Raw genomic sequence first — 15,166 nt, forward strand, 5'->3', positions numbered from 1 at the left:
GTATCCTTCGCTTTGAAGGGATAACACGACGATTGTTACGTTCTTTTACATCAAGCTTTGATAGATAGCGATAATCTCTTCTACTGTGGTATCTCGTGGATTGCCTGGTGTGCAAACATCGCGGAAGGCATCTTCTGCAATGGCCGGAAGATCTTCAGCTTTAACTCCGAGTTCAGAGATTGTCGCTGGGATACCCACATCTTTGGAAAGCTGATTAATCGCTCCACAAGCCTCTTCACGGATAGCTTCGATAGTTTTAGTTTCCGCACCTGCTACGCCCAATGCCTTGGCGATTTCGCGATACTTTTCGCCAGTAAAATCTTTGTTGTATGTCATCACAGTGGGCAACAGGGCGGCACAAGCCACACCATGGGGAATATTGTACCAAGCCGACAGCGGATGAGCCATCCCATGTACCAAACCCAACCCCACATTAGAAAAGCCCATACCAGCAATATATTGTCCCAATGCCATTTCTTCACGACCCTTGGCATCTCCTGCTACTGAATCCCGTAAGCTGCGACCAATGATTTCAATGGCTTTCAAGTGAAGCATGTCACTCATCTCCCATGCGCCTTTGGTAATCAACCCTTCGATGGCATGGGTCATAGCGTCCATTCCCGTTGCTGCACACAACGCTTTTGGCATGCCCATCATCAGGTCACTGTCGACAAAAGCGGCCACTGGAATATCGTGGACATCCACACAAACAAATTTTCGCTGCTTTTCCTTATCCGTGATTACATAGTTAATGGTCACTTCTGCTGCCGTTCCAGAAGTGGTAGGCACTGCCAAGATTGGTAAAGAGGGATTCTGGGTTGCCGCCACACCTTCCAAGCTAACTACATCAGAAAACTCCGGATTGGCAACAATAATCCCAATTGCTTTGGCGGTATCAATTGGTGAACCACCACCGATTGCGATGATGGCATCAGCACCGCAATTTTTAACAAAAGTAACACCTTCTTGAACATTTTCAATGGTTGGATTGGGCATGATACCATCAAACACTTCATACTCGATACCAACTTGATCCAGCAAACCAGTCACTTTATCAGCGACTCCGAATTGGATTAGATCCTTGTCAGTGATGACTGCTGCTTTTTTGAAACCCCGCGCGATAAACTCGGTTGGGATTGCTTCGATAGCTCCTTTTCCGTGATATGATGTTTCATTTAAGATCATACGATTTGCCATTTGTATTTCCTCCTGAAAATAAGCAACAGATGTAGCTAGTGGCTGCCTCTGTCAGATATCATTAAGTCATTTACTTGTGATTTATATCACAAAAACAATTATAACAGCCTCGCCAGCAGTTGAAAGCGCTATAAAAACATATTTTCTGTTTTTTAATTGTTTTCAAATAAAAAAAACCACTGCTGTTTCCAGCAGTAGTTTCGTCATTTTCGAATAAACCGTTTCATTGAAAAATTTGGAGTACTGCCAATCTGGCTCATGGCATAAGATTCCAATAGATTGACTTTACGCCGGTATTCATTGGCAGAAAAGGTTGTAATTTCCTCCCTGCTTTCAAACTCATCGATGACTTTGCGCTCCAGATAATAGCCCCGCAAAACTTCCTTCGTGAAGGCGGGATCTTGTCGGATCATCACAGCCGCCATGAAATCATTGCGCTTTAGACTACCCATCATGGTCTTTCGCTGCTGCAAAAAATAAGTAATAATTTTTTCATCATAAACGCCTTCCAGACTGGCCAAACTCTGTTGAATCAGCTGCGTATTGCGGCGATATACCGTCTGAAGCTGTTCCAAATCTACTGGAGCAGGGCCTTGTTGGTCTTCATGACGTCTTTGCCAAAAAAGCTTAGGATGCAAAATTACCCGCAAAATGCGCCGAACTACCAATAACCAAAAGCTAAGAAAGGACAAGATTTGGCGCCCGAAAGAATGCTGGAAATTGGCAATGAAACGAGAATAAAAACGATAGCTGTTGACATCAATCAACTGGCGGCGAAAGCTTTCATCCAACCCATCTCGTTCAATGGACAAGATCAAAGCCTGAATTTCCTGAACTTCTTGCCGCTCACTGTCAGTCATGGCTTCTGTATAGGTCTCCCAGATTCGACTGGCATAACTTTGCCGCACAGCTTTTAACGCAATCGTCTCATTTTCTGTCAGATTTCCCGCAGCCTCGTCTTGTTGCAGCTCTTTTAAAACTTCTTCCAATACCGCGATCCCTTTTTCGTCTACCGGTGCTTCTGCTTCTCCATCTGCAATCAGTGGCATGACTACCAGACTGATCACCAGACTCAACAAGATGACACCGGCTGTCAAAAACAACAAGACACTCCGCTGGTGAAAGGCGGCTCCGTGTAAAGCAGTCGGCAAAATGAAGATTGTGGCCAAGCTGACAGTTCCTTTGACACCACCGAAAGTCAGCAGCAAGATTTCCTGTTTGGACTTTCGCTGCCCATCCTTCACTAAAAAGACATTTAACAGGAGTAAAAATAGCAAACGGATGACAAACAATAACACCGTGACTAGTAAAATTACTAGCAGCAATCGCTCATTGGCGTAGATGTCACTTTCCCAAATTGGTGAAAACACCTGAGAAATCTCGATTCCTAGGAAAATAAATACTAGCCCGTTCAATGTGAAGACAACCGTGTTCCAGACCGCTTGTGACACATTGGCCAGCTCGGCCTGAAATAAAGTCACCTTCTGACGCCCACCTGCCTGCATTACACCGGCGGTAACTGCTGCAATAATTCCCGAAACTCCAACAAGCTCTGAAAAGACATACGCAACAAAGGGCAACAGCAGCTCAATCAAAAGATACGAAGTGACTTCCTGTGCTTGTGCCTGCTCGATTACTCGAATCACCCGTCGTTTCAGCCAGACCACTAACCCTCCCACCAATACTCCACCGAGACTGGCGGCCAGCAGTTGCCAAGAAGCCTGCCAAATAGAAAAGCTGCCGGTAATCAATGCAGCCACAGCAAATTGAAAGGCTGTAACGCCGGAAGCATCATTCAGTAGCCCCTCACCTTCCAAAATCCGCATCACCCGCGGCGGCATTTTTAAAGGCTTAGCGATTGAAGACACCGCTACTGCATCCGTTGGGCCTAACGCTGCCCCGAATGCCATGCAAGCTGCCAAAGGGATTGTGGGCATCAACACATTCAACAATCCACCCACAGCCAATAATGTCAAAATCACGCCACCGAAAGCCAGCGACAAGATTGTGCCGAAATTTTTGAAAATCGTGGCCAAATCGGCATGTTCTCCTTCTCGAAATAGCAGCGGGGCAATAATCAACACCAAAAAAATCTCCGGCTGAAAGTTCAGGCTGCGCCCCCATTGAGATAACCCTACCAAAATCCCCAAAAAAATCTGTACAAAAAAAATCGGGATGTTCGGCAAGATTTTCGCCAGAACATTTGAAAAGGTGATAGCCACGGTAATTACGATAACCAGTTCAACTAACTCCATAGGCTATCACTCCTTTTTATCCGCATCCCGCAGCAACTTGAAAAACGCTTCTTTGCGGGCCAGGATTTTTTCTTCTAATTCTGCTAATTGCACCGGATCTTCTTCTAATTGCGCCCTTCTGCTTTCCAAGCGTAGCAGTTCATGTTTGATTCTTTCCAATTTACGAAAAGCAAAAATATTTCGCCGCTTGATCTTACTCAGTACTTGGCGACGTTCCTCCACTGTCAAGCTCCCGTATTTTTCCCGGATTAGCCGCATTTTTTCTTCAAAATTTTTGCTCATGGTTGTTACTCCTTCTCTATCTATTTGTCTATTTTTCCAAATGAGCGTCAGCACCAGTTTTTTGGCCGAACAACGAAAGTGCTCTTCAAAAAAGCTCCGACCGTTTTTCCTGCGGTCAGAGCTTTTGACAATTGGCGATTCTGGCCATATCAGCGAATCACCAACACATTGCAAGGTGCATGATTCACTACGTAAGAAGTTGTGGATCCCACCAGCGACTGGGTGATAGCACCCTTTCCGGTAGCTCCAATAATAATCAAGTCACTGGCATTGTCGGCGGCATATTTCACGATGATCTGCTTGGGATTGCCGACTTCAACAAATGGCGTAACATCTTCTACCCCTTTTTGGGCAGCATCATGGATTTTTTTCAAGAGCTCCGTCTCGGCGTGCTCTTTTTCTTGGGCGAACAATTTTGAAAACGAATAGGCACTAGTAGTTAACTCGGCATCATTGATGATGGAAATCAGTGTCAGACGACCGTTGTTGGCAGCAGCGATATTAACAGCCTCTGTGAACGCTTTGTCTGCCAAGCGGGAGCCGTCCAAAGCCACCAGAATGTTTTGATAAGTCTCGTTCATGAAAATCCCTCCTCGTCTCTGTCCGGTAAATCACTTTCAGGTGTCACAACCTGTCTGTTCACATCCAAAAATGCACTTGCTGCGACTCTCTTTTTCTATCTTAAGCATAACACAAAAAGACCCGTTAGCCGTAGCCGGAGCTTCGACTGGACAGGTCTGGTTTTGCCCTCGTCACATCTCATTGATGAGACCGTATCTTTTGCGATAGCTGCGAGGAGCTATCTGAAATTGTTTTTGGAACAGACGGCTGAAATACTTTTCGTCTTCAATTCCTACTCGTTCGGCGACTTCTCGAATACTGTAATTGGATGTTAAAAGCAGCTGCCGCCCCCGCTCCAACCGCAGCGTGTGCAGATACTGGGTTACGGTCTGGCCGACTTCCCTGGAGAAGAGATTGGAAAGGTAGGCCTTATTGTAGCCGAAATAATTTGCCAGCTCCCCCACTGTGATCTTGCGTTGGTAGTTGCGCTGCAGGTATTCCTTCACATAGTCGATGAGAAAATGCTTCTCCCCCTGCCGCTCCTGAAAGGATAGCAGGTATTTTTCTTTGACGCTCAGTAAAAGCGTCGCCGTATACGCATCCAATAACTGGTGGGTAGGAAACTCCATCTCCTTGACCGTCTGAAGCTGCTGCAGCAACAGCAGTTCGTTGTCCAAGATCAGATTTTTTTCATAAAGAGGCAGCTGCCAGCGCTCCGGCTCGTTGAAACGGGGTGCACTCTGCACCGATGCCTGCTCCATTCCCAGCATCTCAAAATGGAGCCAGTAAAAGCCGACATTTCCGTGGGCTCGACTGCCATAAAAATGCGTGTTCGGCGGAATCAGCAGCAGTTCTCCTGCAGCCAGGATCACCTCGTTTCCGGCAATATTGAAGTAGACTTTCCCTTCAATACCGATCATCAGTTCATAGTCGAGGTTGGTCCGTTCATCATGCTTCCAAGGCTCCTTCGAATGAAGATAGCCGCACCAGTGAAAATGAATTTCTACAGGTCTTCCGATCAAAATTTTTTCCAACAGGCTGGCTCCCTTCTACTCGAATTCAGCGCGGACAGCTGTGCCCCTGTACTTACTCCTTGTTATTATACGTGGTTTTCCGTCAGTCTGACAACCGATCCAAGTAGGACTGCGGGATCGGCAAGTCACGATAATAAGTTTTACGGTCCCGCTCATCGAATTTACGAATGACCCGACAAGGATTCCCGGCTGCCAGTACACCGGCTGGAACATCTTTGGTGACCACCGAACCGGCACCGATAACTGTGTCATCGCCGATGGTCACTCCCGGCAGGATCGAAACATTGGCGCCGACCCAGACGTTGTTGCCAATGACCACCGGTTGTCCAAATTCACCATCGGTCATTTTACGCAGCTGCGGATCCAACGCATGACCAGCTGTATAGATCCCGACATTGGGCGCCAGCAGCACATCGTCGCCGATCGTGATTGGACAAACATCCAACAGTGTCAGATTATTGTTGGCAAAAAAATTCTCGCCGATGGTCACATTGAAACCGTAGTCCACATGAAACGGCAGCTCGATAAAATACTTTTCACCGACGCGATTGAACATTTCTTTGATCAGCCGGCTGCGGGTCGCCATATCCCGGGGATGGCAGCGATTATACTCATACAATAAATCCCGTGTGGCAAAACGCACTTCCAAAAGCTCCGGTGTTTGATGATACATTTCACCGGCAATCATCTTTTCCAATTCCGATTTTATTAGGGATCATTCCTTTCTCAAGTTGCCTGCATTTTTTTATTTTTCCTCAGAACTCATTAGTGATTCGGCTCGCTTGCCAAATCAGCGATTAGCTCGGTTCAACATCAGCTCTGTCTGCTTCCAGCAGCTAATCGCTGTGTTTCGTACGAAGGAGACCACCTTTCCTCCGGTCGGCTGCTACTGTTCAACATCAGCTCTGTCTGCTTCCAGCAGCTAATCGCTGTGTTTCGTACGAAGGAGACCACCTTTCCTCCGGTCGGCTGCTACTGTTCAACATCAGCTCTGTCTGCTTCCAGCAGTCAATCGCTGTGTTTCGTACGAAGGAGACCACCTTTCCTCCGGTCGGCTGCTACTGTTCAACATCAGCTCTGTCTGCTTCCAGCAGTCAATCGCTGTGTTTCACAGCAAAGAAGCTGTGAGTGTGGTGCTCACAGCTTCCGAAACCGAACGATATAACAATCAATGAAGAAACAGAATTATTTGGTGAGTGGTTCCCATTTCCAATTGACAACTTCCGGGATATCGACCCCGTTAGCACGGATGTAGTCGTGATGGAAGTTGATGGTGTCGTCCATCTTCTGCGCAAATTCACCGGCAGCGGCACCTTTGGCAGCCACGGCAGCGTCTTTGGCAACGTGGAAGCGATCCATTTCTGAGAAAACACGCATATCAAATGGTGTAGTGATATCGCCGTTTTCACGGTATCCGTGAATATGCAGGTTGTGGTTTGCCCGTTTGAAGAAAATATCCCGAATCAAACCTTCGTAACCGTGGAAAGCAAAGACGATTGGTTTATCCGTTGTAAAGTAGGCATTGAATTCATCATCGCTCAAGCCCCGCGGATCTTGGCTCGGATGACGCAATTTCAACAGGTCCACCACATTGATAAAGCGAATCTTCAAATCCGGAAAAGCTTTATTCAAGATTGTAACTGCTGCCAGAGCTTCCAAGTTTGGTTCCGTTCCGGCAGCTGCGATCACAACATCCGGCTCTTGATTGCCGTCAGTCGAAGCCCAGTCAACGATCTTCAGACCTTCCCGGACCAGAACTTCTGCTTCGTCAGCGGAGTAAAATTGCGGGCGTGGGTGTTTAGAAGACACGATCAGGTTGATCAGTTCCTCGGATTGCAATGCTTCTGCCATGACTGCCATCAAGGAGTTGGCATCAGCCGGCAGGTATTCACGGATAAATTCCGGTTTTTTCTCAGACAAGTGAGTCAACAGACCCGGATCTTGGTGGGTGTAACCGTTGTGGTCTTGTTGAAACACCGTTGAAGTCGCAATTAGATTCAGTGATGGGTAGCGTTTGCGCCATTTGTGATCCGCAGCTTTTCGCAACCATTTGAAGTGCTGGGTGATCATGGAATCCACGACCCGCAGAAAAGCTTCGTATGATGCGAAGAAACCATGACGTCCAGTCAATACATAGCCTTCCAGGAAACCTTCACATTGATGCTCGGAAAGTTGAGAATCGATTACTCGGCCAGCCGGTGCGATCCATTCATCATAATCCGGTTTTTGTGCTTCCATCCATTGACGATTAGTCACTTTGAAGACTTCTGCCATCCGGTTGGATTTGGTTTCGTCAGGACCGAAGATACGGAAATTTTCCGGATTTTCTACGATCAGGTCTTTGGCAAATTTCGCAAATTCCGTCATGTCTTGCGCTTCTACAGCACCCGGTGTCGTCGTATCGATTGCGTGTTGTCTCCAATCAGTAATCTTCAACGGTTTCGGATCAATCCCGCCGTTTGTAATCGGATTGGTGGACATCCGGCGATTCCCTTTAGGAGATATTTCCCGAATCTCATCTTTGATCGTACCGTTTTCGTCGAACAATTCTTCGGGACGGTAAGATTTCAACCAATCTACCAATGCTTCGATATGATCCATGTGATGAGCATCTACCGGAATCGGCACTTGGTGAGCACGGAAACCACCTTCGATTGGTTCACCATTCCAAGCTTTCGGACCGGTCCAACCTTTAGGAGTCCGGCAGATAATCACTGGCCACTGCGGCATCACCGCATCTTCAGCTTTACCGGCACGGGCTTTTTTCTGGATATCCTTGATTATAGCAATGGCTTCATCCAATATTTTCGCCATTTCCAGATGAACAGCTTCAGGATCGGTGCCGCCGACAAACAGCGGCGTCCAACCTATACCTTCAAAATATTTCGTCAAGTCGGCATCTGATTTGCGTTCCAAAATCGTCGGATTGGAGATTTTGCCACCGTTCAAATACAAGATTGGCAGTACTGCGCCATCATTGACCGGGTTGATAAATGAGTTGGAGAACCATGAACCTGCTAAAGGACCGGTTTCGGCTTCACCATCACCGATTACAGTCGCAGCGATGACATCCGGATTATCCAAAATAGCACCAGTTGCGTGAGACATACTGTAGCCGAGCTCCCCGCCTTCATGGATCGACCCCGGTGTCTCAGGCGCTGCGTGAGATGCGATACCGCCCGGGAATGAGAAGATCTTGCAGAGCTTCTTCAGACCTTCTTCGTCCTGCGTAATTTCGGGATAGATTTCGCTGTAGCTGCCGTCGATGTAAGAATTGGAGACCATCACTTGACCGCCGTGTCCGGGACCTTCGATGTAGAACATGTTCAGATCATATTTATTGATGATCCGGTTCAAATGAGCATAGATGAAGTTCTGGCCGGCAATCGTACCCCAGTGCCCGATAGGATGAATCTTCACATCTTCTTCAGTAACGTCCCGTGTCAACAACGGATTGTCTTTCAAATACATTTGGGCAACAGAGATATAGTTGGCTGCCCGCCACCATGCGTCGACTTTTTCCAAGTACTCTTTTGAATCGTAGTTTACTGTCATTGCGCTGTTACTCTCCCTTTTTTAAAGTAAAAAACACTTAAACATCACTAAAAAAATTTACTGCATCTTATTAATAGGTATTTTTTACCTTTATTATTTCAAAAGAATCTCGGTCAGGCTGCTGCGGTTTTGGTGGCAACCCGGCCGATTTTCTGTTTAAACGAGGATTACTTATTTGATTGTCACAAATTCCAGGTCGACCATCTTTGCCCAGGTTTCGATCTGATCTACAGTTAAATTCAACGAAACGACCGTGTGATGTCCGCCACCAGCTTCAATCCAAGCATGAATTCCTTTTTTGAAGTCCGGACGCGGGGTCCACATCACCCGAGCTACCGGCAGTTTTGGAGCAGCTTCAGTCGGCTCAAAAGCATCGACTTCATTGATCAGCAGTTTGTAGTGAGTACCGAAATCAGCCATGGAAACCACGACACCGGCGCCACCTTTACCGTCAAATACCAAACGCGCCGGATCTTCTCTATCGCCCATGGATAACGGCGAAACGACAATCTTCGGTTTGTTGACCGCCAAACTCGGATCCACCTCCATCATATGAGATTGCAGGATTGCTTCTTTGCCGGCTGCCATTTCATACGTATAATCTTCCATGAAGCCGGTGTTTTCACCGCGAGCCATGACTTTCATCAAACGGTCGATAGCCGCTGTCTTCCAGTCCCCTTCACCAGCAAATCCGATACCATCAGCCATCAGACGTTGAACGGCCAAGCCCGGCAGTTGTTGCATGCCGTAAAGGTCTTCAAAGTTGGTGGTGAAGGCATTGTAGCCGCCTGCTCCCAAGAATCGGCGAAGCCCGATTTCTTGTTTTGCCTGTACTTTGACGTGGGCATCCCACTTCTCGTGTTCGTAGTCGCCGTAATCAAAATCATACAATTCTTTGTATTCTGCAAACAACGCATCGACTTCTTCGTCAGTGACTGCATCCACGTATTGAACCAGATCACCAATCCCAAAGTAATCTACTGTCCAGCCGAATTGAATCTGTGCTTCGACCTTGTCCCCTTCAGTCACACCGACGTTACGCATGTTGTCGCCGAAACGAGCCACTTTGATGTTGAAACTTTCATTGTAGGCTACTGCAACATCCATCCAGGCAGCAATATCTTCTTGAACATCAGTGTTTTTCCAATAGCCTACGACGATCTTGTTGTGTTTTTTCAGGCGGGCATTGATGAAGCCGTATTCCCGGTCACCGTGAGCACTTTGATTCAAGTTCATGAAGTCCATGTCGATGGTCGGCCAAGGAATGCTTTCATTGAATTGCGTAGCCAGATGCAGCAATGGTTTTTGCAGCATTTTGGTGCCGCGGATCCACATTTTTGCCGGCGAGAAGGTATGCATCCATGTGATGACTCCGGCTACTTCATCGCGGTAGTTGACCTCTTTCATGATGCCGGTGATGGCATCGGCCGTCACAGCCAAGTCCTGCAAGACTACCGGATAAGGCAGTTTGCCGCTTTCGTTCAGCCCGTCAGTGATTGCTTGGGCATCTTTTTTGACCTCTTCCAGGGCTTCCGGGCCGTACAGGTATTGGGAGCCAACGACGAACCAGAATACTTTTTTATCTAATTTCAGCATGGGTAATTCTCCTTTATCGTAAATTTTTGATGACATTCCAAAGGGCTGCCTCAGTGGCTTTGCCCTGCTTGACCATAGTAGGCATTGGCGCCGTGCTTCCGCAGGTAATGCTTGTCCAGGATCCTTTGCGGCAGTTCCGGTGCATAACTGTTCAGTTGATGGGCCATCCAGTTGGTGTGGCAGACTTCATCCAGCACCACCGCATTCATAACAGCGGCAGCGGCATCCTTGCCCCAAGTGAAAGGTGCATGACCGTGAAGCAACACACCTGGCACTTCCAGCGGCTGCAAGCCCCGTTCTTTGAAGGTCTCCACGATCACATGCCCGGTATATTCTTCATAACCGCGGTCAATCTCTTCTTGTGTCAGGTAGCGGGCACAAGGTACCGCACCGTAAAAAGTATCGGCGTGGGTCGTGCCCATAGCCGGCACGTCCAACCCAGCCTGCGCCCAGGCCGTCGCATAAGTGGAGTGGGTGTGGACGATTCCACCGATTTCCGGAAAGGCTTTATACAAAACCGCATGGGTCGGTGTATCAGAAGAAGGATTGAGCGCACCTTCCACGACGTTGCCGTCCAAATCACAGACTACCATGTCTGCAGCTTTCATAGTTTCATAGTCAACACCGCTGGGCTTGATGACAAACAGTCCGGCTTCGCGATCAACAGCTGAAACATTTCCCCAGGTATACTTCACCAGACTGTGTTTCGGTAAATCCAGATTGGCTTTAAAGACTTTTTCTTTCAATGCTTCCAACATCGTAAATGACTCCCTTCAATTTCCCAGCAGCAAACATGTATCCCGCGGCAATGCTATATCAGATCAGGTGCTCGATAGCAGCTTTTTCGATTGGCAGTCCCGCGGCATAGCGTTTGACATATTCATCAAAGCCGGCCACATCCCGGGCTTCCGGAACAATTGTGGAACCCTTGTCTCCTGCAAAGACCCGTTCATTCAAATAGCTGTCCAATGACTCGTCTGCTTCTTTGTTTATCAGGTAAGCTGCCAAAAGAGCAATCCCCCAGGCTCCGCCTTCACCGGCCGTCTCCATGACCGTCACCGGTGCGTTCATCACTGCAGCCAAGACCTGCTGACCGACTACTGGCGTTTTGAAGATCCCGCCGTGACCGACGATGCTGTCGATTTGAACATTTTCTTCTTTTTGCAGGATATCCATCCCGATTTTCATTGCACCGAATGCCGTGAAAAGATGCAGGCGCATGAAGTTGGCCAAAGTAAAGCGACTTTCCGGTGAGCGGACAAACAGAGGCCGTCCTTCCGGCATTTTAGTGATGTTTTCTCCTGAATAATAGCCATAAGACAACATACCGCCGCATTCTTCGTCACCTTCGAGAGCTGCGTTGAATAACTTGGCGAACATTTCGTCTGTAGCAATATCCAGCCCGGTCAGATCAGCAAATTCCCGGAACAATTTCATCCAGGCATTGATTTCGGAAGTACAGTTGTTGGTGTGGACCATCCCCACCAGAGAGCCTGACGGGGTGGTTACCATGTCAATCTCCGGATGAACCGCAGACAACTCGTTTTCCAAAACGATCATGGCAAATGCCGATGTTCCGGCCGACACGTTCCCGGTGCGCTCAGCCACCGAATTGGTAGCCACCATCCCGGTCCCGGCATCCCCTTCCGGAGGGCATAGAGGAATACCTGCCTGAAGCGTTCCGGTAGGATCCAAAAGTTTGGCACCGGCGGCAGTTAATTTTCCGGCATCTGCGCCGGCTGTCAGGACCTGTGGCAGCAGTTCGTCCAGCTGCCAAGGCAGTGCTTCCGGTGAAATCAAGGCATTGAACTGATTGACCATCCGTTTGTCATAATCCTTGGTTTGGACATCAATTGGGAACATCCCCGAAGCATCCCCGATTCCCAGTACCTTTTCCCCTGTCAGCTGCCAGTGAACATAGCCTGCCAAGGTGGTGAAGAAGCTCACCTCTTTGACATGCTCTTCTTTGTTCAAGACTGCCTGATACAGATGCGCAATACTCCAACGCTGCGGAATATTGTATTGAAAAAGATCGGTCAGCTTTTCTTCGGCTTCTCCGGTGATCGCGTTGCGCCATGTCCGAAAAGGTACCAAAAGCTCGTCAGCTTTATTGAAGGCCATATAACCGTGCATCATGGCTGAAAAGCCGATCCCGCCGACAGTCGTCAGCTTTTCCCCGTATTTTTCTGCAACTTCCGCTGCCAATTCTTTGTAGGCGGTCTGCAGTCCGCTCCAGATGTTTTCCAACGAATAGGTCCAGATTCCGTTGACCAGTTGATTCTCCCATTCGAAACTGCCGGAAGCGATAGTTTGGAAGTCATCGTCAATCAGAACTGCTTTAATCCTTGTGGAACCGAATTCGATCCCCAAGGTGGTTTTGGCTTGTTGAATCGCTGTTTTTGCATCCATGCCGGGTAATTCCTCCATTTTCTTGATTAAACTTATCCTTCAGAGTATTTTTATCTTTTCGGGACTGATACTGAATCACGGATAATCAGTTCCGGTTGGAAATAGTAACTTGGTGTGTCACCACCATTTATGGACTCCATAATATACTGAGCAGCCAACCGCCCCATTTCCTCTTTCGGATGGGTCAGCGTTGTCAAAGGTACCCGACCGCCAACTGCTAGTGCCGAGTCGTCATTGCCAACGATTGAGACAGCTTCTGGCACCTGTAAACCAGCTTGTACTAGCTGATCAATCAATTCATAGGCAATCTCGTCATTATAAGTGACAACACCCGTCGTAGTAGAATCAGCAGCAGTCAATCGTGTAATAGCAGCAGCCATTACTTGAGCTTTGTTCTCTGTCGTATAGGTCATGATATCTTGCGGTTGTAAAGTTAATCCGGCTTCTTCAACTGCTTTGATAAACCCCTTCATTCGGTATTTCCCTTGCAGATCGTCAATTTTAGTTAATAACAACAAGTCTTCATGTCCCTTTGCTACTAACTCTTTGGTAGCCAAATAACCAGACTGAGTGTCATTGACGCAAATAGTTTGAACATCCAATTCTTCATAGTAAGCATTAATCATCAAAAAAGGGATTCCCCGTTCCTTAATAGCCACATAATAGGCTAGATTTGGGTTGTATTGATTGGATTTGGTAGGCTCAATAATCAAACCATCCACTCCTTGATCCAGCATTCGCATCAAGCATTCCCGCTCTTGGTCATGATCATTATTGGTTGTCCCTAAAAGCAGAGAATAGCCTTGGCTGGCTAACTCTTGTTCCAGTCCTCGGATGATGGCTGGAAAAATATAGTTAGAAAGATACGTCATAATGACTCCGATGGTCTTATTCTTTTTCGGTAGGTTGTCCGGACGTGATACATAGGTGCCCGACCCTCGCGCTTTTCGTAGGAAGCCTTCGTTCACCAGAACGCCGATAGCCTGTCTTACCGTATGGCGACTTAATTTGTATGTTTCTTGCAAAGTATTTTCGGAAGGAATTAATTCATCCACTTGGTATTCACCGCGAAGAATTGATTCTCGCAAATTGTCTGCTAGTTGTTCGTATTTAGGTTTCGTTTCCGCCACCCCTTTCAATAAGTTGTACGTACATTTAGTTTACAATGGAGCTGACCTCAAGTCAAAGCTTTTTTGTGAATTTCTCTCACAACATCATGCTGACAAAAAAACCGACGCCATCCCTTCGCGTCGGTTTTTGATTAATCAATCAGATTTATGTTTTTTATGGCAAATCATTACCCGCAGCTAGATAGACACTGTACCACTCTTCTCTAGTCAAGCTAACCTCAGCAGCTTGGGCGATTTCAGTAATTCGTGATGGTGTCATGGTTCCGATAATTACCTGCATGTTTGCCGGATGGCGCAAGATCCAAGCAGAACTCAAGCCAGTTTTGGTCATGCCGTATTTTTCTGCCAGCTCAGCTAACTTTTGATTCAAAGCTGGGAACTTGTCGTTGTCGATAAAGCTACCTTCAAACCAACCATATTGATACGGTGACCAAGCTTGAATCGTCATATCATGAAGACGAGAATACTCAAGAATACCGTTATCATGATCGATACTGCGAGGATCAGTCATATTCACATGAATTCCATTGTCAATCATCCCAGTGTGCATGATTCCAAATTGCAATTGATTGGCTATCAATGGCTGGTTTACGTATTTTTGCAACAGATCAATCTGAGGTCCAGAAAAATTGCTGACCCCGAATTGGCGGACTTTTCCAGCAGTGTATAACGTATCAAAAGCTTCTGCTACCTCTTCTGGCTCCATCAAAGTATCTGGTCGGTGTAGCAAAAACGAATCTAGATAATCGGTGTCCAATCGCTTCAGAATCTTTTCGACTGACTCGATAATATGCGCTTTGGAAAAATCATACATTTTTCCGGGTACAATCCCGCATTTTGATTGGATGTGTAACCCTTCTCGTTTGTAATCAGTCTTTTTCAAAGCAGCAGCGAAGATTTCTTCGCATTTTCCGGCTCCGTAAATATCAGCATGATCAAAAAAAGTAATACCATTTTCCACAGCAGTGGTGATAACTTCTACTGGATCTTTGGCATTGTCAATGCGCATACAGCCCAAGACAATCCCTGAGACTGTTTTTTGATCTGGACCGAATTTAATTTGTTTCATCGCTAGCTCCTCCTAATTTTCAACAAGCCGCAAATGCAGCTATTCCTCTGCTATAACGATGTCATTGTAACACTTCAA

General features: G+C 47.1%; 12 protein-coding genes. All 12 read right to left on the bottom strand.

Annotated elements, in window-relative coordinates; translation table 11 throughout:
• Positions 1-45: 45 nt before the first annotated feature.
• Complete coding sequence (gene fucO, locus BAU14_RS05225) at positions 46-1,197, bottom strand: lactaldehyde reductase (protein WP_161899034.1); 1,152 nt, start codon at positions 1,195-1,197, stop codon at positions 46-48.
• 203 nt (positions 1,198-1,400) lie between these two features.
• Complete coding sequence (locus BAU14_RS05230) at positions 1,401-3,452, bottom strand: cation:proton antiporter (RefSeq protein ID WP_161899035.1); 2,052 nt, start codon at positions 3,450-3,452, stop codon at positions 1,401-1,403.
• Positions 3,453-3,458: 6 nt separating this feature from the next.
• Positions 3,459-3,734 (bottom strand): AAA family ATPase, encoded by a 276-nt coding sequence (locus BAU14_RS05235; RefSeq protein WP_161899036.1) that lies wholly within the window; start codon positions 3,732-3,734, stop codon positions 3,459-3,461.
• Between the two features lie 149 nt (positions 3,735-3,883).
• Positions 3,884-4,315 (bottom strand): universal stress protein, encoded by a 432-nt coding sequence (locus tag BAU14_RS05240; protein WP_161899037.1) that lies wholly within the window; start codon positions 4,313-4,315, stop codon positions 3,884-3,886.
• Between the two features lie 171 nt (positions 4,316-4,486).
• The gene (locus tag BAU14_RS05245) at positions 4,487-5,329 is read right to left on the bottom strand and encodes a helix-turn-helix transcriptional regulator (RefSeq protein WP_161899038.1); all 843 of its coding nucleotides are present in this window, start codon (positions 5,327-5,329) and stop codon (positions 4,487-4,489) included.
• A gap of 82 nt (positions 5,330-5,411) precedes the next feature.
• Complete coding sequence (locus BAU14_RS05250; protein ID WP_237580418.1) at positions 5,412-6,017, bottom strand: sugar O-acetyltransferase; 606 nt, start codon at positions 6,015-6,017, stop codon at positions 5,412-5,414.
• Positions 6,018-6,514: 497 nt separating this feature from the next.
• Complete coding sequence (locus tag BAU14_RS05255) at positions 6,515-8,884, bottom strand: phosphoketolase (protein ID WP_161899039.1); 2,370 nt, start codon at positions 8,882-8,884, stop codon at positions 6,515-6,517.
• A 171-nt stretch (positions 8,885-9,055) separates the two neighbouring features.
• A complete protein-coding gene (gene araA / locus BAU14_RS05260) occupies positions 9,056-10,480 on the bottom strand; it encodes an L-arabinose isomerase (RefSeq protein WP_161899040.1) in 1,425 nt (474 codons plus the stop codon).
• Between the two features lie 50 nt (positions 10,481-10,530).
• On the bottom strand, positions 10,531-11,238 hold the full coding sequence (locus BAU14_RS05265) for an L-ribulose-5-phosphate 4-epimerase (RefSeq protein ID WP_161899041.1): 708 nt from the start codon (positions 11,236-11,238) through the stop codon (positions 10,531-10,533).
• A gap of 58 nt (positions 11,239-11,296) precedes the next feature.
• The gene (locus BAU14_RS05270) at positions 11,297-12,889 is read right to left on the bottom strand and encodes a xylulokinase (RefSeq protein WP_161899042.1); all 1,593 of its coding nucleotides are present in this window, start codon (positions 12,887-12,889) and stop codon (positions 11,297-11,299) included.
• A gap of 50 nt (positions 12,890-12,939) precedes the next feature.
• On the bottom strand, positions 12,940-14,028 hold the full coding sequence (locus BAU14_RS05275) for a GntR family transcriptional regulator (RefSeq protein WP_161899043.1): 1,089 nt from the start codon (positions 14,026-14,028) through the stop codon (positions 12,940-12,942).
• 145 nt (positions 14,029-14,173) lie between these two features.
• A complete protein-coding gene (locus BAU14_RS05280; protein ID WP_161899044.1) occupies positions 14,174-15,088 on the bottom strand; it encodes an aldo/keto reductase in 915 nt (304 codons plus the stop codon).
• Positions 15,089-15,166: the final 78 nt, after the last annotated feature.

Origin of the sequence: Candidatus Enterococcus leclercqii, from assembly GCF_009933135.1 — a bacterium.
GTDB lineage: Bacteria > Bacillota > Bacilli > Lactobacillales > Enterococcaceae > Enterococcus_C > Enterococcus_C leclercqii.